Origin of the sequence: Variovorax sp. Root411 (genome assembly GCF_001425205.1) — a bacterium.
Lineage (GTDB): Bacteria > Pseudomonadota > Gammaproteobacteria > Burkholderiales > Burkholderiaceae_C > Variovorax.
The window spans coordinates 132,262-150,543 of the sequence record NZ_LMDW01000017.1 but is presented as its reverse complement, the minus strand read 5'-3'; the positions used below and the strand labels follow the sequence as shown (position 1 = coordinate 150,543).

Here is an 18,282-nt window from a genome sequence, read left to right as displayed (position 1 = left end):
CTCGCTGGTGCTGCACCCGGGAGAGGGGGCGTCATTGCGTGCGCTGCTTCGCGACGAACTCCGGCGTCACCGTGCCCTGCTTGTTGCCGAATTGCGCGATCACGTAGTTGGCGAGCGCCGCGACTTCGGTGTCTGTGTAGGCCTTGCCGAAGGCCGGCATGTAGACCTCCTTGTCGTGCACGTGCATCCTCACGCCCTGCAGGATCATCTGCGTGACGTTGGAGCCATCGGGGTCGTTCACGCCGCGTGTTCCCAGCAGCGATGCGTTGGCTGTCTGCTGGCCTTGCCCGTTCCACTGGTGGCAGCTCGCGCATGCCGCAGCGAAGAGCCTGAGCCCTTGCTCGTGGCCCTCGGCCGTGTTGGCGGCCGGTGCCGCCGCGCTCGCCGCAACGGCCCACGGTGCCTTTGCATCGACCTCGATCGGCGCTTTGCCGGGCTTTGCCGGCACCGTGCGCAGATAGCTCACGAGCGCCGAGGCGTCCTCCGGCTTCAGGTATTGCAGGCTGTGTTCCACCGCCTCGCCCATCGGCCCCGAAGCCGAGCCTCGGCCCGCGGCATGCCCGGTCGTGAGGTATGAGGCAAGCTCGGCATCGCTCCATGCGCCGATGCCGTTCTTCGCATCTGACGTGATGTTGTAGGCGCGCCAGCCCTGGACCGACTCGCCTGCGAGGTCGTTGCCCCTTTCCATCGCGAAGGCAAAGTTGCGCGGCGTATGGCATTCCGCGCAGTGGCCGAGCGCTGTTGCGAGGTACTTGCCCTGGTTCCACGCCAGCGGCTTGGACGCATCGGCCTCGAATCGGGTGCTCTTGAAGAAGGCCGCATTCCAGAAGCCCATGGCCCAGCGCTGGTTGAACGGAAAGCCCAGGTCGGCCTCCCTGTTCGGCTGGTTCACCTTGGGCAGGCTGAAGATGTAGGCCTTGATCGCGAGGATGTCCTTGCGGCTCAGCGCGGTGTACGAGGTGTACGGGAACGCCGGGTACAGGCGCTTGCCGCCCGCGCCCACGCCGTCGTGCAGCGCGCGCACGAACTGGTCGTCGCTCCAGTTGCCGATGCCCGTGGCCGCATCGGCCGTGATGTTCGACGAGTAGATCGTGCCGAAGGGCAGCACGAAGGGCAGGCCGCCCGCAAAGGGCTGCCCCTTGCCGGGCACCGTGTGGCAGGCGATGCAATCGGCGGCCTTGGTGAGGTATTCGCCGCGCACCAGCAGTGCCGCATCGGCCGGCGCACCGGCCAGCACCGGCGCCTCGCCCTCGGAGCCGTCGGTGCGGTTCAGAAAGAAATACAGCGCCGCGCCAACGACGAGCAGCACCACCAGCACCTTGAAGAGCCGCTTCATGCCGCGCTCCTTGCGCCGTGCCCGGCATCGGCGATCTTTTTCTTCAGCGCTTCCTTGTCCTGCGCCAGCAGCGCACGGTTCACCGGCAGCGCGCGCAGCCGCACGCCCGTGGCCGCGAAGATCGCGTTGGCGAGTGCGGGCGCCGCAATGGCGGTGCCGACCTCGCCGAGCCCGCCGGGCGCCTCGCCGCTCTTGACTGTGTGCACCTCGACCGGCGGCGCCTCGTTGATGCGCAGCATCCGGTAGTCGTGGAAGTTGCTCTGCTCGATGGCGCCTTCGCGCACTGTGATTTCGCTGAAAAGCGCGGCGCTCAGGCCGAACAGCAGGCCGCCCTGGATCTGCGCCTCGATCGAGCCCGCGTTCACCGCAATGCCGCAGTCGAGCCCGACCACCGCGCGCCGCATGCGCACCTCGCCTTGCGGCGTGACCTCGACCTCGACGATGGCGCACACGCGGCTGCCGAAGGCATCGCCCACGGCCACGCCGCGCCCGACGCGGGCCGGCAGCGTGCCCTTGCCCCAGCCGATCTTGTCGGCGGCCAGGTCGAGCACCGCGAGGGTGCGCGGGTTCTTCTTCAGCATCGCGCGCCGGTAAGCCACCGGGTCTTTCTTCGCGCGCTGCGCCAGCTCGTCGATGAAGCTCTCCATCACGAAGAGGTTGTGCGTCGGCCCCACGCCGCGCCACCAGCCGACGTTCAAACCGGGCGGCATGTCGTGCCGCACCCACTCGACCTTGAGGTTAGGCAGGTCGTAGCAGGGCTCGGCCACGCATTCGATCAGGTCGCTGTCCATGCCGTCCTTGCCCATGAAGGCCGGGGCCCAGCGGCCCAGCACCGTACCGCCCGCGATGCGGTCGCCGAACCAGAGGATCTGGCCGTCGCCGTCGACCACGGCCGAGATGTCGTCGTGGTACATCGGGCGCACGATGTCGTGGCGGATGTCTTCCTCGCGCGTCCACACCACCTTGAGCGGGTAGGGCACCTGCTTGGCGAAGGCCACCGCCTGCTCGACCGAATCGGTCTCGAGCCGGCGTCCGAAGCCGCCGCCCAGGTACTGGTTGTGCAGCACGACCTTGTCTTCCGCCAGGCCGGCGACCTTGGCCGCCGCGCTCACGCAGCGCGTTGGCACCTGCGTGCCGACCCAGATCTCGCACTCGCCGGGCCGTACGTGCACCGTGGTGTTGAGCGGCTCCATCGTCGCGTGGGCCAGCATCGGCAAGTCGTACGTTGCCTGTACCAGCGTGCCCTCGGGCCGCTTGCCGGTTTCCTTGCCGATGATCGCCTTGTCCTTCGCCAGCGCACCGGCCAGTGCCGCGCGCAGCTGCTGCGTGGTGAGCGCGGCGTTCTGCCCGGGCGTCCACTGCACGTTCAACGCATCGAGACCCCGCTTCGCAGCCCAGAAATGCTCGCCCACCACCGCGACCGCGTCCTTGATGCGGAGCACGTCGATCACGCCGGGAATCGCACGCGCCGCCTTGTCGTCTACCGAGGCCAGTACGCCGCCGAGCGTGGGGCAGGCCTTGACCGTCGCCACCTTCATACCCGGCAGGCGCACGTCGATGCCGAACTGCGTGCTGCCGTTGACCTTGCCGGCCGAATCGACGCGCCGCAGCGGCTGGCCGATGAGCTTGAAATCCTTCGGCTCCTTCAGCGTCACCTTGGTGGGCATCGGCAGCTTGGCGGCCGCACCGGCGAGCGCGCCGAAGCCGAGTTGCCGGTTCGACGGCGCGTGGCTCACCACGCCGCGCGCGACCGTGCAGCTCGCAGCATCGACCTTCCACTGCGCGGCGGCAGCGCTCACCAGCAGCGTGCGCGCCACCGCGCCGGCCTCGCGCAGCACGCCGTAGGTGCCGCGCGTGCTGGTCGAGCCGCCGGTGATCTGGCCGCCGAGCAGCGGCATGCCGTACAGCGCCTCGTTCGGCGGCGAATGCTCCACGCGCACTTGGTCGAGCTCGACGCCGAGCTCCTCGGCCAGCAGCATCGCCGAGCCGGTGTAGATGGCCTGGCCCATCTCGGCCATCGGCATCACGAGGCGCACGCCGCCATCAGCATCGATGCGAACGAAGGCATTCGGCGCGAATGCGGGGTTGCCATCCGCCAGCGCAGCGGCCGCGTCGGCGGGCTGCTGCCGCGGGCTGATGGCGGCAAGGGCCTTGCTGCCACCGACCCATGTGAAGGCCAGCGCAAGGCCGCCGGCCTGCAGTGCGCCGCGCCGGCTGATACCCGCGGTACCCACGGCGGCCGGCTTCACGATGCGCTCCTGACAGGCATCGCGACGACCGACTGGAGCACCTCGGCCTTGCCGGTGGCGGCCTGCTTGATGGCCGCGCGAATGCGCGAGTAGGTGCAGCATCGGCAGATGTTGCCCGACATGGCCATGTCGATGTCGGCGTCGCTCGGGTTCGGCGTGCGCTGGATCAGCGCGGCCGCGGACATGATCTGCCCCGACTGGCAGTAGCCGCACTGCACCACGTCGACGTCGAGCCACGCCTTCTGGATGCTCTTGCCGGCCGGTGTCTGCGAAACGGCTTCGATGGTGGTGACGGCCTTCTTGCCGATGGTGCCGATCGGCAGCACGCACGAACGCACGGGCTGGCCGTCGAGGTGCACGGTGCAGGCGCCGCACTGCGCGATGCCGCAACCGAACTTGGTGCCGGTGAGGCCTACGACGTCGCGCAATGCCCAGAGCAGCGGCATGTCGTCGGGAGCGTTGAGGGCAACGGACTGGCCGTTGATTTGAAGATCGATCATGGGCCCGCCTTTTTTCTGGTTCGCCGTGGGTGGCAGCGAACCATAGCGCGACTTCGCAAAGCGCGCTCGGCGGGCAACGCAGCACTCAAGCGGGCTGCTCGGGCTTCATCGAAGCGTGCTCATTGCAAGCACCCGAAGGTATTCATCGCCGTGCGAAACGGCGGTCGGGTCCGCGCAGGATCGTCAGGCAGGAGCCTTCTGCTGTGCGGGCGCCTGCAGCGGCGGCGTGCCGGTCTTGAACATGCCCGCCAGCTGCTTGCGAAATTCGGGCGTGTCGGTGTGGCCGTGGACGGCCACGGCGTGCTGGACGGCGGCATCGAGCAGTTCGCTCTCGCTGTCGGCGGACAGCGCGACGCTGCAGTTCATCGTGCTTGGAAACTCGCGGCAGTCGATGTATTGGCGTGACATGGCAGCTCCTGGAATGTCCTCACGGACGTGCTTCGAAAATCAGGTTGAAGGGCGTCTCGCTGGCGCGGCGGAAATGCGTGAATCCGCCCTGCGTGACGACGTCGCGCAGGCGCGCCTCGCCCGCCTGCGCACCGAGGCAAAGGCCCACCTCCTGCGAGCGCGAGGCCGGCGTGCAGATGAAGTTCGACGCCGAATAGAACACGCGCCCCACGGGGTTGATGTTGTCCTCCAGCCGGTCGTTGGCGAACGGCTCCACGAGCATCCACGTGCCCTGCGGCTTGAGGCTTCGCCGCACGTGCGCCGCCGCGCCGACAGGGTCGCCCATGTCGTGCAGGCAGTCGAAGAACGCAACCAGGTCGTAGTCTTCGCCGGGAAAGTCCTTCGCGCTCGCGACCTCGAAGCGCAGCCGCTTCGCGTCGTCGATGCCGGCCTTGCGCGCCGTTTCGCGCGCGCGTTCGATCGAGGGCGCGTGATAGTCGAAGCCGACGAAGCTGGACTCCGGATAGGCCTGCGCCATCAGCAGCGTCGATGCGCCGTGCCCGCAGCCCACGTCGGCCACGCGCGCGCCGCGCTCCAGCAGCGGACCGACACCTTCGAGCGCCGGAATCCACTGGCTCACGAGGTTGGCCGCATAGCCGGGCCGGAAGAAACGCTCGGTGCCATGGAAGAGGGCGGGGTCGTGTTCGTGCCAGCCGATGCCCAAGCCCGTGCGCATGGCCTGCACCATCTTGGGAATGGCCTTGAACTGCGCCACGGCGATCTGGAAGGCGCCGGGCACGAAGGCGGGGCTGCCTTCCTCCGCGAGCGCGAAGGCCTGCTCCTCGGACAGCGAGAAGAGCTCGCCCTTCGGCTCGTACTGCACGTAGCCGCTGGCAGCCTGGGCCGAGAGCCATTCGCGCAGGTAGCGCGGGTCGGTCTCGGTGCGGCGGGCCAGTGCCTCGGCGGTGGCGGGGCCTTCGGCCAGCGCCTTGTACAGGCCCAACTGGTCGCCTACGACGATGGTGGCCGCGTGCATCACGGCACCGATGTCGTGGACGAAGTTACCCATGAACGCGTTAAGCCGTGTTTCGTCGATAGCCATGTGTATCCCCTTCGCCGGCCGGCGGCATACGCGGCGCTTGCCTGCCTATACTGGACCGGCGGCAAAGGGCCTGCGAGCATCCTGCGTCTCGATGCATGCAGGCGCCATACGCAGCAATGCGTATGTGCCGTGAAAGGGGCATGCCATGACGCACCTGACGCGCAACGACTGCGCAAGCGCACTTCGCCTGCTGGAGCAACTGGAGTCCGGGCATTCGCCCGTGCGGCATCGCGACGTCGGCAGCAATGGCTTGCGCACGACCCTGCACTTCGCCAAGGCACCGGGTCGGCGCGAACTTCGCCAAGCCGAACTGCAGGCCGACTACTACCGGCGCGCGGGGTTGGAGCATGCGGTGGCGGTGGCCTTGCTTTACCGGCTGGCCTGCCGTGCCGATGCGCCGTTGCCCGATGCGCCGGCCGCGAGTTCACTGCCCCCCGGCCTCACGCCCCGCGAAGGCGATGTCATGCACTGGCTCTCGCGCGGCAAGACCGATGCCGAGATCGCCGCCCTGCTGGCGATCAGCCCGCGTACCGTGCACAAGCACCTGGAGCACGTCTACGTGAAGCTGGGCGTCGAGACGCGCACGGCGGCCGTGCTGCGCTCGCTCGGCATGGGCGGGCCCGACATGCGCTGAAAAGTGCCTGCTGCGCGGCCTGCGGCCCTAGCTTCGCCGCGACCCAGCGGCGCGTGCCTTGCCAGGCAGCAGGTGGTCGAGCGGCAGCGCCGTTTCCGACTTGATCTCGCGCAGCACGATGCTCGAGCGCACGTGCGTCACGCCGGGCAGGCTGAACAGCACCTCGTGCAGGAAGCGCTCGTAGTGCTTCATGTCCGGCACGGTCACGTTCAGGATGTAGTCCGCGGGCCCCGTGGCCGACACGCAGCGGATGATCTGCGGGCTCGCGGCCACGGCCTCCTCGAAGCGCTGCACCATCGCCTCGCTGTGGCGATCGAGGTTCACCTCGGCCACGGCCGACACGTGCAGGCCCACCAGTTCAGGATCGACCAGCGCCGTGTAGCCGCGGATGACGCCGGCCGCCTCCATGTCCTTGATGCGCTTCCAGCAGGGCGTGGGCGACAGGCCCACGGTCTCGGAAATCTGCTGCACCGTCTGGCGGCCGTCATGCTGCAGTGCAGAAAGAATCTTGAGGCAATGCTCGTCAAGAGAAAGAGAATCGACGTTCATGGCGCGCTCCGAGAAGATTATTCTTCAAACAAGGGTTGGCGCCAGTGTATTGAAGAAGCACTTCCGCGGTGCATCGCAGAACAATTCCGGGCATGAACGCCCCACACAACGCGACCGCGCTCAAGCGGCCCGGCTACCAGCTCTCCGACAACCTCTGGGCCCCGTCGGGCTCGGTCTTCCTCACCGGCACGCAGGCACTGATCCGCGTGCTGGTGATGCAGGGCCGGCGCGATGCGCAGCGCGGCCTGCACACGCAGGGCTTCGTCAGCGGCTACCGCGGCTCGCCGCTGGGCATGGTCGACCTGGCAATCTGGAAGGCCGGCGAACGGTTCAAGGAAACGGGCATCCGCTTCGTGCCGGCCGTCAATGAAGAACTGGCGGCCACGCAGGTGCTGGGCACGCAGCGTGTCGAGTCCGACCCCGAGCGCACCGTCGAAGGCGTGTTCGCGATGTGGTACGGCAAGGGGCCGGGCGTCGACCGCGCGGGCGACGCGCTCAAGCACGGCAATGCGTATGGCTCGTCGCCGCACGGCGGCGTGCTGGTGGTGGCGGGCGACGACCACGGCTGCGTGTCGTCGTCGATGCCGCACCAGAGCGACCACGCCTTCATGGCCTGGCGCATGCCGGTGATGCAGCCCTCGTGCATTGCCGAGTACCTGGAGTTCGGGCTGTACGGCTACGAGCTGTCGCGCTACTCGGGCGCCTGGGTCGGCATGGCTGCGTTGTCGGAGGTGGTCGAAAGCGCGGGCACCGTGGACCTGGACGTGGTCAACGCGCGCGTCGAGGCCTGGGAAGACGCCGACACCGTGCGCGCCGCCACCGGCCATCGCGCGCCGGCGGACGGCCTGCACTACCGCTGGCCCGACCTGCCTTCGCTGCGCATCGAATCGCGGCTCGAAGACAAGCTCGCGGCCGTGGCCGCCTTCACCAAGCGCAACAGCATCGACCGCCACGTCATCGTGAGCGAGCACGCGAAGGTGGGCATCGCCACCTGCGGCAAGGCGCACCACGACCTGATGGAGGTGCTGCGCCGGCTCGAACTTTCGCCGGAGCAACTGGCCCGCGCCGGTGTGCGGCTCTACAAGATCGGCCTGAGCTTTCCCGTCGAGCAGACGCGTATCAAGGCCTTTGCGCAGGGACTCGAAGAAATCCTCATCGTCGAGGAGAAGGGCGCGGTCGTCGAGACGCAGCTGCGCGACATCTTCTACAACGCACCGGCCGATGCGCGGCCCGTGCTCGTGGGCAAGCACGACCGCGAGGGCCAGCCGCTGGTGTCGGCGCTCGGCGAGCTGCGCCCCTCGCGGCTCATCGAGCTGGTCGCGCACTGGCTGGCCGTGCACTTCCCCGACAACCACGACCTGGGCGACCACCTGCAACATGTGCGCGACTTCACGCCGCCCGAGCTGCTCGGCAACGCGAGCGATGCCGTCAAGCGCGTGCCGTACTTCTGCGCCGGCTGCCCGCACAACACCAGCACCAAGGTGCCCGAGGGCTCGACCGCGCGCGCCGGCATCGGCTGCCACTTCATGGCCAACTGGATGGACCGCAGCACGGCGGGGCTGATCCAGATGGGCGGGGAGGGCGTCGACTGGATCTCGCACGCGATGTTCACGAAGACGCCGCATGTGTTCCAGAACTTGGGCGACGGCACGTACTACCACTCGGGCTACCTCGCGATCCGGCAGGCCGTGGCGGCCAAGGCGACGCTCACCTACAAGATCCTGTTCAACGACGCGGTGGCGATGACCGGTGGCCAGCCTGTCGACGGCGCGATCAGCGTGGACGCCATTGCGCGCCAGGTCGAGTCCGAAGGCGTGAGCAAGGTCGTCGTCGTCAGCGATGAAATCGGCAAGTACGACGACATCAAGGACCGCTTTCCGAAAGGCACCGAGTTCCACGACCGCGCCGCGCTCGACGACGTGCAGCGCCGCCTGCGCGAAATGGCTGGCGTGACCGTGCTCATCTACGAACAGACCTGTGCGGCCGAGAAGCGCCGCCGCCGCAAGAAAGGCGAACTGGCCGATCCGCCCAAGCGCCTGTTCATCAACGAAGCCGTGTGCGAAGGCTGCGGCGACTGCGCCGTGCAGAGCAACTGCGTGGCAGTGCTGCCGCACGAAACGCCGATGGGCCGCAAGCGCAAGATCGACCAGACCAGCTGCAACAAGGACTACTCCTGCGCCAAAGGCTTCTGCCCCAGCTTCGTGGGCGTGACCGGCGGCAAGCTGCGCCGCAAGAGCGGCGCGCTGGCCGCAGGGCGCGATGCCTTCCTGCACCGCGTGGCCGCGCTGCCGCACCCTGATGCGCACGTGTGGACCGCGCCGTACGACCTGCTCGTGACCGGCGTGGGCGGCACCGGCGTGGTGACCGTCGGCTCGGTGATCGCGATGGCCGCGCACCTCGAAGGCAAGGCCGCGAGCGTGCTCGACTTCATGGGCTTCGCGCAGAAAGGCGGCTCGGTGCTGAGCTTCGTGCGGCTGGCCGATTCGCGCGAGCGGCTGCACCAGGTGCGCATCGACACACAGCAGGCCGACGCGATCCTCGCCTGCGATGTGGTCGTGGGCGCGTCGGCCGATGCGCTGCAGACCGTGCGGCACGGACGCACGCGCGTGCTCGCGAACATCCACGAGATTCCGGTGGCCGAGTCACTGCGCAACCCCGATGCCGATCTGCACGTGGACCTGCTGCTGGAGAAGATGCGCTTCGTTGCCGGCGAAGAGCAGGTCGAGACCTTCGACGCGCAAAGCCTCGCGGAAGAATTCCTCGGCGACACGCTGGCGGCGAACATCGTGGCGGCGGGCTATGCATGGCAGCGCGGCTTGGTGCCGCTGAGCCTCGAGGCGCTGATGCATGCGATCGAACTGAACGGCGTGGCCGTGGCGGCCAATCAATCGGCGTTCTCGCTGGGGCGGCTCGCGGCGGGCGACCCTGCGGCGCTCGACCAGTTGCGCGCAGCGCCCACGGACGCACACGCGTCACAGGTCGACGAACGCCCGCTCGACGTGCTGATCGCCGATGCACGCCGCCACCTGACGGGCTACCAGAACGCCGCGTGGGCAGACCGCTTCGAAGCGCGCATCCGCAGCCTGCGTGCGCGCGAAGCTGCACTGGCGGGCGGCGATGCGAGCCTGCCCTTCACGCGCAACGCGGCGCGCAGCCTGCTCAAGCTCATGAGCTACAAGGACGAGTACGAGGTGGCGCGGCTCTACACGGACGGCGAGTTCGTGAAGAAGCTGTCGGAGCAGTTCGAAGGCGAGCTGAAGCTCGAATTCCACATGGCGCCCCCGCTGGTCTCGCGCGCCGCGAACGGGCATGCGCCCACCAAGATCCGCATCGGCGGCTGGATGCTGCCCGCCATGCGCTGGCTGGCGCATGGCAAGCGGTTGCGGGGCACGGCGTTCGATCCGTTCGGGCGCACCGGCGAGCGGCGCACGGAGCGTGAGCTGATCGCGCATTTCGACGGGCTGTTCGATGCGATGGCCGGCGAACTCTCGGCTGGCAACCAGGCAACGGCCGCGCGCATCGCGGCACTGCCGCTGTCGATTCGCGGCTTCGGCCACGTCAAGCTCGCGAACCTCGAAGCCGCGAAGGTGCAGGAGGCGGAGCTGCTGCACCGGTTTGCACCGACGCACTATGCGAAGCCGGAGCGTGCGCCGGGGGCGGGGCAGATTCGGGGGATTGCGATCGTGGCTGGTGCGCGATAGCGGCCGCCTTGATGAGCTTGTCGCGCGGGCTGTGTGGCCACCGCGGGACTTCAAAAAAAGTCGATCAAAGTTGTTGACGATTGTGTAAAAACTATTTACAGTCCAATCCACTCAACGCCAACAGGACACATCGTGAAAGCCGCACAGATCCGCATCTACAGCACCTGCCCCGCATCGGGCGATGTGTTCGTGCGTGTCGCATCGCATGACGGCCTTGGCTTTGGTCTGCTGCTGTCGTTGCAGCAACTCAATCAATACCCGTACCCCATGCAAGAGCCGCAGGCCAATCTGTGGTCGAACGATTGCAAGGATCAGGTGCAACCGGGTGGAGGAAGCGCGTAGGCGCAGACCTCCCAAGCTCTCTCAAGCAGAGGCCCGGACACCGCAAGGTTCCGGGCCTCTTTGTTTTTGCCTCACTCATTCCTTTCAGGCAGCGATCGTGCTGCATGACATCGGGCTCCAGCCCCGTGAATGCTCTTTAAAAATTCGCAAGCAACGAGGCGAGACCGGCCACTGGAACGGATCGTCGCCTCACATCACCTATTCAGCCCTGGTGACGAAACTGGCAAACGTGTCCGCCTTAGAAGCGGAATTCTGGGAGTTCGAGTCTCCCCCGGGGCACCAATTTTTCTTCTGATTCTTCTCTGGGTGTAGTGTCAATCTGGTAGACGGCCTGCCTTGGAAGCAGGAGGCTGCAGGTTCAAATCCTGCCACCCAGACCATCTTCTTTTTTCCGTCTTTATTTCACGCGTGTGTAGCTCAATTGGCAGAGCACTGGACTCCAAACCCAACGGTTGAAGGTTCGACTCCTTCCGCGCGCGCCATTCCTTTACTGGCCCTTCGCCTAGTGGTCCAAGGCACCGGGTTTTGATCCCGGCATCCAAGGTTCGAATCCTTGAGGGCCTGCCAACTCTTTTCTTTTTGCTCCGCTAACTCAGTGGCCAGAGTGCCTCCCTGTCCAGGAGGAAGCCAGGGGTTCGACTCCCCTGCGGGGCGCCATTCATCAATTCGTCTCTTCTTGGATCGTGAGCAGCACTGGCGATTGCAGCGGGCTGTAACCCCGCCTCCTTTGGAATACTTCGTTCGACTCGAAGACGATCCACCATCTTCTTCCCTCCACAAATCAGCAGCAGTTTTCGGCGCGGTAGCAAAGCGGCTGTGCAGCGGATTGCAAATCCGTCCAGACCGGTTCGACTCCGGTCCGCGCCTCCATTCACATCACATTCTTCAATCCATTTTTCCCCGGTAGCTCAGCTGGTAGATGCGGCGCACTGTTAATGCGCAGGTCACACGTTCGATCCGTGTTCGGGGAGCCAATAATTCAACAACAAAGCCAAAGGAGTGCCGAAGCATGAAATCCCGGGTCCTGCCGAACAAGATCGTCGTGCTCTCGGGCTCCGGCGTGAGCGCCGAGAGCGGCCTGCCCACGTTCCGCGATGCCGAGGGCCTGTGGAACAGCTACTCGTGGCAGGAACTCGCAAGCCCGGACGGCTGGCAGCGGCACCCGGAGGCGGTGCTTGCCTTCTACAACGAGCGCCGGGAGAAAGCATGGCAGGCGCAGCCGAACACCGCGCACATTGCCATCGCATCGCTCGAGTCAGCCTACGAGGTGGTGATCGTCACGCAGAACGTCGACGCCTTGCACGAGCGCGCGGGCTCGCGCAACGTGCTGCATCTGCACGGGCAACTCGCGTATGCGCGCGGAACGTCCGAGCCCGACCCGAAGCGCTATCGCATCGACAGCGATCCCATCGCAATGGGTCAACTGTGCGAAGACGGCACGCAACTGCGGCCCGACATCGTGTGGTTCGGCGAAGCCGTGCAGCACTTCGAGGAAGCCGAAGAGCATGTGGCCACCGCAGCGCGCGTGCTGGTGGTGGGCACGTCGCTCACGGTCCATCCGGCTGCATCTCTTGTTCGATACGCGGACCGCACCGCGCAGAAGGTGCTGGTTGCGCTCGACATGGAAGAGGTGCCGCATGGCTTCACCTTCCTGCAGGGCAGGGCGACGGAGGTCGTGCCTGCGCTGGCCCTGCAATGGTTGAGCGAGGTGTCGGCGGCTTCGTAGCTGAACTCGACGCGGCAAACCAAAAGGCCCGCCATCGTTCGATGGCGGGCCAAATTCCGCATAACGAAAAAGCCCGCTACCTTTTGGATAGCGGGCTTTTAGTTTTGGTGCCGGAGAGATGAATCGAACACCCGACCTTCTCATTACGAATGAGCTGCTCTACCGACTGAGCTACACCGGCGAAGCCTCAGATTATAGCCAAGAAATCAAGGCTTCTCGGCGTGGTACTGGGTCAAGCGCTCAACTTCGTTACGTGAACCCAACATCACGCTCACCCGCTCGTGCAGTTTGGTGGGCTGCAGGTCCAGGATGCGCTGCTTGCCGTTGGTCGCGGCGCCGCCGGCCTGTTCGACCAGCCAGCTCATTGGGTTGGCCTCGTACATCAGGCGCAGCTTGCCGGCCTTCTCGGGCTCCCGCTTGTCCCACGGGTACATGAAGACGCCGCCGCGCATCAGGATGCGGTGCACGTCGGCCACCATGCTGGCGATCCAGCGCATGTTGAAGTCCTTGCCGCGCGGGCCTTCCTTGCCGGCCAGGCATTCGTCGATGTAGCGCTTCATGGGCTCGTCCCAGTGGCGCATGTTGCTCATGTTGATCGCGAATTCCTTGGTGTCGGCCGGAATCTGGATGTCTTCCTGCGTCAGCACGAAGCTGCCTTGCTCGCGGTCGAGCGTGAACATGGCCACGCCGTTGCCCACGGTCAGCACCAGGGTGGTCTGCGGGCCGTAGATGCAGTAGCCGGCGGCCACCTGCTGGGTGCCTGCCTGCAGAAAGTCGCTTTCCTGCACGCCGGGGTGATCGTCGGGCTTCTTCAGCACGCTGAAGATGGTGCCGATGCTGACGTTCACGTCGATGTTGCTGCTGCCGTCGAGCGGGTCGAACATGAGCAGGTATTCGCCCTGCGGGTAGCGGTTGGGCACCACGTGGATGGATTCCATTTCCTCGCTGGCCATGGCCGCGAGGTGGCCGCCCCATTCGTTGGCCTCGATGAGCACTTCGTTGGCGATGATGTCCAGCTTCTTCTGGATCTCGCCCTGCACGTTCTCGCTCTCGGCGGTGCCGAGCACGCCGCCCAGCGCGCCCTTGTTGACGGCCTGGCTGATGCTTTTGCAGGCGCGTGCGACCACTTCGAGCAGCAGGCGCAGCTGGCCCGGAATGAGGCCGTCGGCGCGTTGTTGTTCGACGAGGTAGCGGGTGAGGGAAATCTTTTGTTGAGCCATGTGTCTTGTGGGGTTCGGTTGCTTCAGTTGCCGGCCAGGGCGCGAGTGACGACTTCGTGCGTGTCCTTGCTCAGGTCGGGCTTGGCCGCCACGCGAGCGATCGCCTCGCGCGCGGCGCTGCGGTACGGCTCGGCCAGCTTGCTCCAGCGGTCGAGCGCGCGCGCAAGGCGTGCGGCCACCTGGGGGTTGATGGCGTCGAGTTCGATCACGCGTTCGCTCCAGAACACGTAGCCGGCAGCGTCGGGGCGGTGGAAGGCGCCGGGGTTGGCGCTGCAATACGCAAAGATCACGCTGCGCGCGCGGTTCGGGTTTTTCAGCGAGAAGTCGGGGTGCTTCATCAGCTGCTTCACCAGCGGCAGGATGTCGCCGCCGCGGTCGCTGGCGCCGGCCTGCAGCGAGAACCACTTGTCGATGACCAGCGCCTCGTCCTTGAAGATGGCGTGGAAGCGCGCGAGCGCCTGCGCCGCCAGCGTGTGGCCCGACGACACCAGCGCGTTGAGCGCGTTGAAGCGGTCGGTCATGTTGCCCGCGTCCTTGAAGCGCTGCAGCGTCTTGCCCGGCCACACGACGTCGCCCGAGGAGCGCGCCGCCAGGCACAAAAAGTTGAGCGCCATGCCGGCCAGCGCGCGGCGGCCCGACGAGGTCGGGTCGGGGCTGTAGGCGCCGGTGTCGTGGTTCTCTTCATAGGCCCACTGCCAATCGGCGAGGAGGGCGGTGGCGAGCTGGGCGCGCATGGCTTCGCGCACGAGGTGCACGCGCTGCGGGTCGACCACGTCGAGCTGCTCGGCGATGTAGGTTTCCGACGGCAGCGTGAGCACCAGCTCCTTGAAGGCGGCGTCGAGCTGCGGGTTGCGCAGCACGCTGCGCATGGCGTCGATGTACGCGTCGTTCAGCACCGGCGTGGTGTCTGTGGCCAGCGCGGCAATGCCCTGCAGCGCGGCGCGCAGGCCCAGGCGCTGGCCGGCTTCCCAGCGGTTGAACGGGTCGGGGTCGTTGGCCAGCAGGGTGAGCAGCTGGGCGTCGGTGTACTCGAAGTCGAGGATCACCGGTGCGCTGAAGCCGCGCAGGATCGACGGCACCGGTTCGGCGTCCAGCCCCGTGAAGGTGATCTGCTCGCCGGCGCGCGACAGCACCAGCGTGCGGGTGCCGCGGGTCGCTTCGCTTTCGCCGTCGAGCTGCAGCGGCAGTTCGCGGCCGTTGGCGTCGAGCAGGCCGATGTTCAGCGGAATGACGAAGGGCTCCTTCGTCGGCTGGCCCGGCGTGGGCGGGCAGCTCTGCACCACGCTCAGGGTGTAGCTGCGGTTCTGCGCGTCGTACACGCCGTGGGCCGCAAGGCGCGGCGTGCCGGCCTGGCTGTACCAGCGCTTGAACGGGGGCAGCAGGCGGGCCAGTTCCGAATCGGGGTTGGCGTCGGCAATGGCCTGCGCGAAGTCGTCGCAGGTCACGGCGTGGCCGTCGTGGCGTTCGAAGTACAGCGTGATGCCCTTTTCGAAGCCCTTGCGGCCGACCAGCGTCTGCATCATGCGGACGACCTCGGCACCCTTTTCGTAGATGGTGACGGTGTAGAAGTTGCTGATCTCGATGTAGCTGTCGGGCCGCACCGGGTGGGCCATGGGGCCGGCGTCTTCGGGGAACTGGGCGGTGCGCAGCACGCGAACGTCTTCGATGCGCTTGACGGCGCGCGCCGACGCGTCGGCGCACAGGTCCTGGCTGAATTCCTGGTCGCGGAAGACGGTGAGGCCTTCTTTCAGCGAGAGCTGGAACCAGTCGCGGCAGGTGACGCGGTCGCCGGTCCAGTTGTGGAAGTACTCGTGGCCGACCACGCTTTCGATGTTGCTGTAGTCGGCGTCGGTGGCGGTGGCCTGGTTGGCCAGAACGTACTTCGTGTTGAAGATGTTCAGGCCCTTGTTCTCCATGGCGCCCATGTTGAAGTCGCTGGTGGCGACGATCATGAAGCGGTCGAGGTCCAGCGGCAGGCCGAAGCGGGCTTCGTCCCACAGCACCGAGTTGATGAGCGAGTTCATCGCGTGCTCGGTCTTGTCGAGGTCGCCGGCGCGCACGTACACCTGCAACAGGTGTTCCTTGCCGCTGCGCGCCTTGATGCGCTGCTCGCGTGCCACCAGCTTGCCGGCCACCAGAGCGAACAGGTAGCTGGGCTTCTTGAAGGGGTCGACCCACTTCGCGAAGTGGCGACCTTCGGGCAGTTCGCCCTGCTCGACGAGGTTGCCGTTCGACAGCAGCACCGGGTAGGCGGCCTTGGCGGCGCGCAGCGTCACGGTGTACATCGCCATCACGTCCGGACGGTCGAGGAAGTAGGTGATGCGGCGGAAGCCCTCGGCCTCGCACTGCGTGAAGAAGGTGTCTTCGCTCACGAACAGGCCCATCAGCTTGGTGTTCTTGATGGGGCAGCAGGTGGTGAAGATCTCGAGCTCGAACGCGTCGGGCAGTCCGTCGATGACGAGCTGGTCGCCCTCCATGCGGAACGACGCGCCCTGGCCGTTGACGAGCACACGCGCCAGGTTCAGTTCGTCGCCGTGCAGGCGCAGCGGCTCCACCGGCACTTCGGGGTTGCGGCGCATCTGCATGCGGTTGAGCACGCGGGTCTTGGCGGGGTCGAGGTCGAAGGTGAGGTCGACGGTGTCGATCCAGTAGGCCGGAGCGGCATAGTCTTCGCGGCGAATGGCAATCGGTTGCCCTTGAGCGTCACGCAACATCATCGAGTGTCTCCAGAAAATTCGAATGGGCGAGTTCGTCGTAGTCACGAACCGCGGCAATCACATGGGGGCCGGCAAGCTCGGCGGCGGTATGGGTGCTGCACACGGCCACGGCACGCATGCCGCCGCGGCGGGCGGCTTCGATGCCGAAGGGCGCGTCTTCAAAAACGATGCAGCGCTCGGGCGCAACGCCGATGCGGCGTGCAGCTTCGAGAAAGATGGCGGGCGTGGGCTTGCCGCTGAAGCCTTCGTCGCCGCCCACTATGGCGAGCGGCAGCGGGTCCATCTTCAGGCGCGACATGGCGAACTCGATGTTGTGCCTGTCGCCGGCCGTGCCGACCGCCACCTTCAGCCCGCGCGCGACGGCCGCCTTGGCGAAGGCGGAGAAGCCCGCCACTTCGGTGAAGTTGTCGCTGAACATGGCGCGGTAGATTTCTTCCTTCTCGTGCACCAGCACCTGGCACTCGGCGTCGGAGAGGTCGCGCTCGAACAGCTCGCGCATGCACTCGGTGCCGGTGCGGCCCGTGGTGCGCGCGAGGATGTCACTCACGTCGAGCTTCAGCCCGTGGCGTGCCACGAACTCCACCCACGATCGCGCATGCCAGGGCATGGAGTCGATCATGGTGCCGTCCATGTCGAAGATCAGCGCTTCGACCTTCATCAAACGCCTTGCTTCAGAGAGGCTTCGATGAACACGTCCAGGTCGCCGTCCAGCACCTTCTGCGTGGCCGAGACTTCGACGTTGGTGCGCAGGTCCTTGATGCGGCTGTTGTCCAGCACGTAGCTGCGGATCTGGTGGCCCCAGCCCACGTCGGTCTTGCTGTCCTCGAGCTTTTGCTGCTCTTCCTGGCGCTTGCGCATCTCGTGGTCGTACAGGCGCGAGCGCAGGCGCTTCCACGCCACGTCGCGGTTGCTGTGCTGGCTGCGGCCATCCTGGCACTGCACGACGATGCCGGTCGGGATGTGCGTGAGGCGCACGGCCGAGTCGGTCTTGTTGATGTGCTGGCCGCCGGCGCCGCTGGCGCGGAAGGTGTCGGTGCGCACGTCGGATGGATTGATCTCGATCTCGATGGAGTCGTCGATTTCCGGGTACACGAAGATCGATGCAAAGCTCGTATGGCGCCCGCCCGACGAGTCGAACGGCGACTTGCGCACCAGGCGGTGCACGCCGGTCTCGGTGCGCAGCAGGCCGAAGGCGTAGTCGCCCTCGACCTTGATGGTCGCGCCCTTGATGCCGGCGGTGTCGCCGGGCGTTTCGTCTTCGATCTGCGTCTTGAAGCCCTTGCGCTCGGCGTACTTCAGGTACTGGCGCAGCAGCATGCTGGCCCAGTCGCAGGCCTCGGTGCCGCCGGCGCCGGCCTGGATGTCGACGAAGGCGTTGAGCGGGTCGGCCGGGTTGTTGAACATCCGGCGGAATTCGAGCTGCTTGATGTCGGCTTCGAGCGTGGCGGCGTCATCGGCAATGGCCTGCAGGCCGTCCATGTCGCCGTCTTCCTTCGACATCTCGAAGAGTTCGGTGTTGTCCGAGAGCCCGTTGGTGAGCCGGTCGAGCGTGACGACCACGTCATCGAGCGACTTCTTTTCCTTGCCCAGTTCCTGGGCCTTCTTGGGGTCGTTCCAGACGTTCGGGTCTTCGAGCGATGCGTTGACTGTCCTCAGTCGTTCAGCTTTGGCATCGTAGTCAAAGATACCTCCGTAAATCGACCGTACGGACGCTCAGGTCCGCGAGCATTGCGCCGATTTGGTTGATCTGTTCTGCGTCCATGGGGTGTCCTGACTGTGAGGGTTGGTGTTCGGGGGAACCCGACATTTTCTCACGCTC

The 18,282-nt window shown here is 66.4% G+C and carries 14 protein-coding genes and 7 tRNA genes; 10 read left to right on the top strand and 11 right to left on the bottom strand.

Going from position 1 to position 18,282, the window contains the following annotated elements:
- Window positions 1-31 precede the first annotated feature (31 nt).
- The 5 genes from ASC92_RS21245 to ASC92_RS21225 form a co-directional block, all read right to left on the bottom strand.
- Complete coding sequence (locus ASC92_RS21245; RefSeq protein WP_056519536.1) at window positions 32-1,336, bottom strand: c-type cytochrome; 1,305 nt, start codon at window positions 1,334-1,336, stop codon at window positions 32-34.
- Window positions 1,333-3,585 carry a xanthine dehydrogenase family protein molybdopterin-binding subunit gene (locus tag ASC92_RS21240; RefSeq protein ID WP_056519534.1) on the bottom strand — a complete coding sequence of 751 codons (2,253 nt, stop codon included), beginning with the start codon at window positions 3,583-3,585 and terminating at the stop codon, window positions 1,333-1,335. The genes ASC92_RS21245 and ASC92_RS21240 overlap by 4 nt, the downstream gene beginning before the upstream one ends.
- Complete coding sequence (locus tag ASC92_RS21235; protein WP_056519531.1) at window positions 3,582-4,085, bottom strand: (2Fe-2S)-binding protein; 504 nt, start codon at window positions 4,083-4,085, stop codon at window positions 3,582-3,584. Before ASC92_RS21235 ends, ASC92_RS21240 begins: the two co-directional genes overlap by 4 nt.
- Before the next feature lie 183 nt (window positions 4,086-4,268).
- Window positions 4,269-4,493 (bottom strand): DUF1059 domain-containing protein, encoded by a 225-nt coding sequence (locus ASC92_RS21230; RefSeq protein WP_056519528.1) that lies wholly within the window; start codon window positions 4,491-4,493, stop codon window positions 4,269-4,271.
- 19 nt (window positions 4,494-4,512) lie between these two features.
- Window positions 4,513-5,574 carry a class I SAM-dependent methyltransferase gene (locus ASC92_RS21225; protein ID WP_056519525.1) on the bottom strand — a complete coding sequence of 354 codons (1,062 nt, stop codon included), beginning with the start codon at window positions 5,572-5,574 and terminating at the stop codon, window positions 4,513-4,515.
- Window positions 5,575-5,719: 145 nt separating this feature from the next.
- Between ASC92_RS21225 and ASC92_RS29660 the strand changes: the two genes are divergently transcribed.
- Window positions 5,720-6,208, top strand: coding sequence for a response regulator transcription factor (locus tag ASC92_RS29660; protein ID WP_056519521.1), 489 nt, complete (start codon window positions 5,720-5,722; stop codon window positions 6,206-6,208).
- A 27-nt stretch (window positions 6,209-6,235) separates the two neighbouring features.
- On the opposite strand, the gene ASC92_RS21215 is transcribed toward ASC92_RS29660, so the two are convergent.
- Window positions 6,236-6,757, bottom strand: a complete 522-nt coding sequence (locus tag ASC92_RS21215) for an Lrp/AsnC family transcriptional regulator (protein WP_056519517.1) — start codon at window positions 6,755-6,757, stop codon at window positions 6,236-6,238.
- Between the two features lie 92 nt (window positions 6,758-6,849).
- Between ASC92_RS21215 and ASC92_RS21210 the strand changes: the two genes are divergently transcribed.
- The 9 genes from ASC92_RS21210 (at window position 6,850) to ASC92_RS21165 (ending at window position 12,526) form a co-directional block, all read left to right on the top strand.
- On the top strand, window positions 6,850-10,458 hold the full coding sequence (locus tag ASC92_RS21210) for an indolepyruvate ferredoxin oxidoreductase family protein (RefSeq protein ID WP_056519514.1): 3,609 nt from the start codon (window positions 6,850-6,852) through the stop codon (window positions 10,456-10,458).
- Between the two features lie 132 nt (window positions 10,459-10,590).
- Window positions 10,591-10,800, top strand: coding sequence for a hypothetical protein (locus ASC92_RS21205; RefSeq protein ID WP_056519511.1), 210 nt, complete (start codon window positions 10,591-10,593; stop codon window positions 10,798-10,800).
- A 205-nt stretch (window positions 10,801-11,005) separates the two neighbouring features.
- A tRNA-Leu gene (locus tag ASC92_RS21200) sits at window positions 11,006-11,082 on the top strand.
- Window positions 11,083-11,102: 20 nt separating this feature from the next.
- Window positions 11,103-11,180, top strand: a tRNA-Pro gene (locus ASC92_RS21195).
- A 26-nt stretch (window positions 11,181-11,206) separates the two neighbouring features.
- Window positions 11,207-11,282, top strand: a tRNA-Trp gene (locus tag ASC92_RS21190).
- 99 nt (window positions 11,283-11,381) lie between these two features.
- Window positions 11,382-11,457 (top strand) — tRNA-Asp (locus ASC92_RS21180).
- A 139-nt stretch (window positions 11,458-11,596) separates the two neighbouring features.
- A tRNA-Cys gene (locus tag ASC92_RS21175) sits at window positions 11,597-11,670 on the top strand.
- Window positions 11,671-11,697: 27 nt separating this feature from the next.
- Window positions 11,698-11,774: transfer RNA gene (locus ASC92_RS21170), tRNA-Asn, on the top strand.
- A 35-nt stretch (window positions 11,775-11,809) separates the two neighbouring features.
- Entirely contained in the window at window positions 11,810-12,526 is a 717-nt protein-coding gene (locus tag ASC92_RS21165; RefSeq protein WP_056519508.1) for an SIR2 family NAD-dependent protein deacylase, read from the top strand.
- A gap of 105 nt (window positions 12,527-12,631) precedes the next feature.
- On the opposite strand, the gene ASC92_RS21160 is transcribed toward ASC92_RS21165, so the two are convergent.
- The 5 genes from ASC92_RS21160 to prfB form a co-directional block, all read right to left on the bottom strand.
- Window positions 12,632-12,707, bottom strand: a tRNA-Thr gene (locus tag ASC92_RS21160).
- Window positions 12,708-12,732: 25 nt separating this feature from the next.
- Window positions 12,733-13,746, bottom strand: a complete 1,014-nt coding sequence (locus tag ASC92_RS21155) for a class 1 fructose-bisphosphatase (protein WP_056519506.1) — start codon at window positions 13,744-13,746, stop codon at window positions 12,733-12,735.
- Window positions 13,747-13,769: 23 nt separating this feature from the next.
- A complete protein-coding gene (pepN, locus tag ASC92_RS21150; protein ID WP_056519504.1) occupies window positions 13,770-16,463 on the bottom strand; it encodes an aminopeptidase N in 2,694 nt (897 codons plus the stop codon).
- A complete protein-coding gene (locus tag ASC92_RS21145) occupies window positions 16,450-17,121 on the bottom strand; it encodes an HAD family hydrolase (RefSeq protein ID WP_007835554.1) in 672 nt (223 codons plus the stop codon). Before ASC92_RS21145 ends, pepN begins: the two co-directional genes overlap by 14 nt.
- A protein-coding gene (gene prfB / locus ASC92_RS21140; RefSeq protein WP_108137465.1) for a peptide chain release factor 2 occupies window positions 17,121-18,225 on the bottom strand; the annotation gives its coding sequence in 2 pieces (ribosomal slippage) (window positions 17,121-18,143 and window positions 18,145-18,225; 1,104 coding nt in all). Before prfB ends, ASC92_RS21145 begins: the two co-directional genes overlap by 1 nt.
- Window positions 18,226-18,282 lie beyond the last annotated feature (57 nt).

Coding starts and splice junctions, on each gene's coding strand:
- ASC92_RS21245 (WP_056519536.1), bottom strand. CDS start 1,336: ATGAAGCGGCTCTTCAAGGTGCTGGTGGTGCTGCTCGTCGTTGGCGCG.
- ASC92_RS21235 (WP_056519531.1), bottom strand. CDS start 4,085: ATGATCGATCTTCAAATCAACGGCCAGTCCGTTGCCCTCAACGCTCCC.
- ASC92_RS21230 (WP_056519528.1), bottom strand. CDS start 4,493: ATGTCACGCCAATACATCGACTGCCGCGAGTTTCCAAGCACGATGAAC.
- ASC92_RS21225 (WP_056519525.1), bottom strand. CDS start 5,574: ATGGCTATCGACGAAACACGGCTTAACGCGTTCATGGGTAACTTCGTC.
- ASC92_RS29660 (WP_056519521.1), top strand. CDS start 5,720: ATGACGCACCTGACGCGCAACGACTGCGCAAGCGCACTTCGCCTGCTG.
- ASC92_RS21215 (WP_056519517.1), bottom strand. CDS start 6,757: ATGAACGTCGATTCTCTTTCTCTTGACGAGCATTGCCTCAAGATTCTT.
- ASC92_RS21210 (WP_056519514.1), top strand. CDS start 6,850: ATGAACGCCCCACACAACGCGACCGCGCTCAAGCGGCCCGGCTACCAG.
- ASC92_RS21165 (WP_056519508.1), top strand. CDS start 11,810: ATGAAATCCCGGGTCCTGCCGAACAAGATCGTCGTGCTCTCGGGCTCC.
- ASC92_RS21155 (WP_056519506.1), bottom strand. CDS start 13,746: ATGGCTCAACAAAAGATTTCCCTCACCCGCTACCTCGTCGAACAACAA.
- pepN (WP_056519504.1), bottom strand. CDS start 16,463: ATGATGTTGCGTGACGCTCAAGGGCAACCGATTGCCATTCGCCGCGAA.
- ASC92_RS21145 (WP_007835554.1), bottom strand. CDS start 17,121: ATGAAGGTCGAAGCGCTGATCTTCGACATGGACGGCACCATGATCGAC.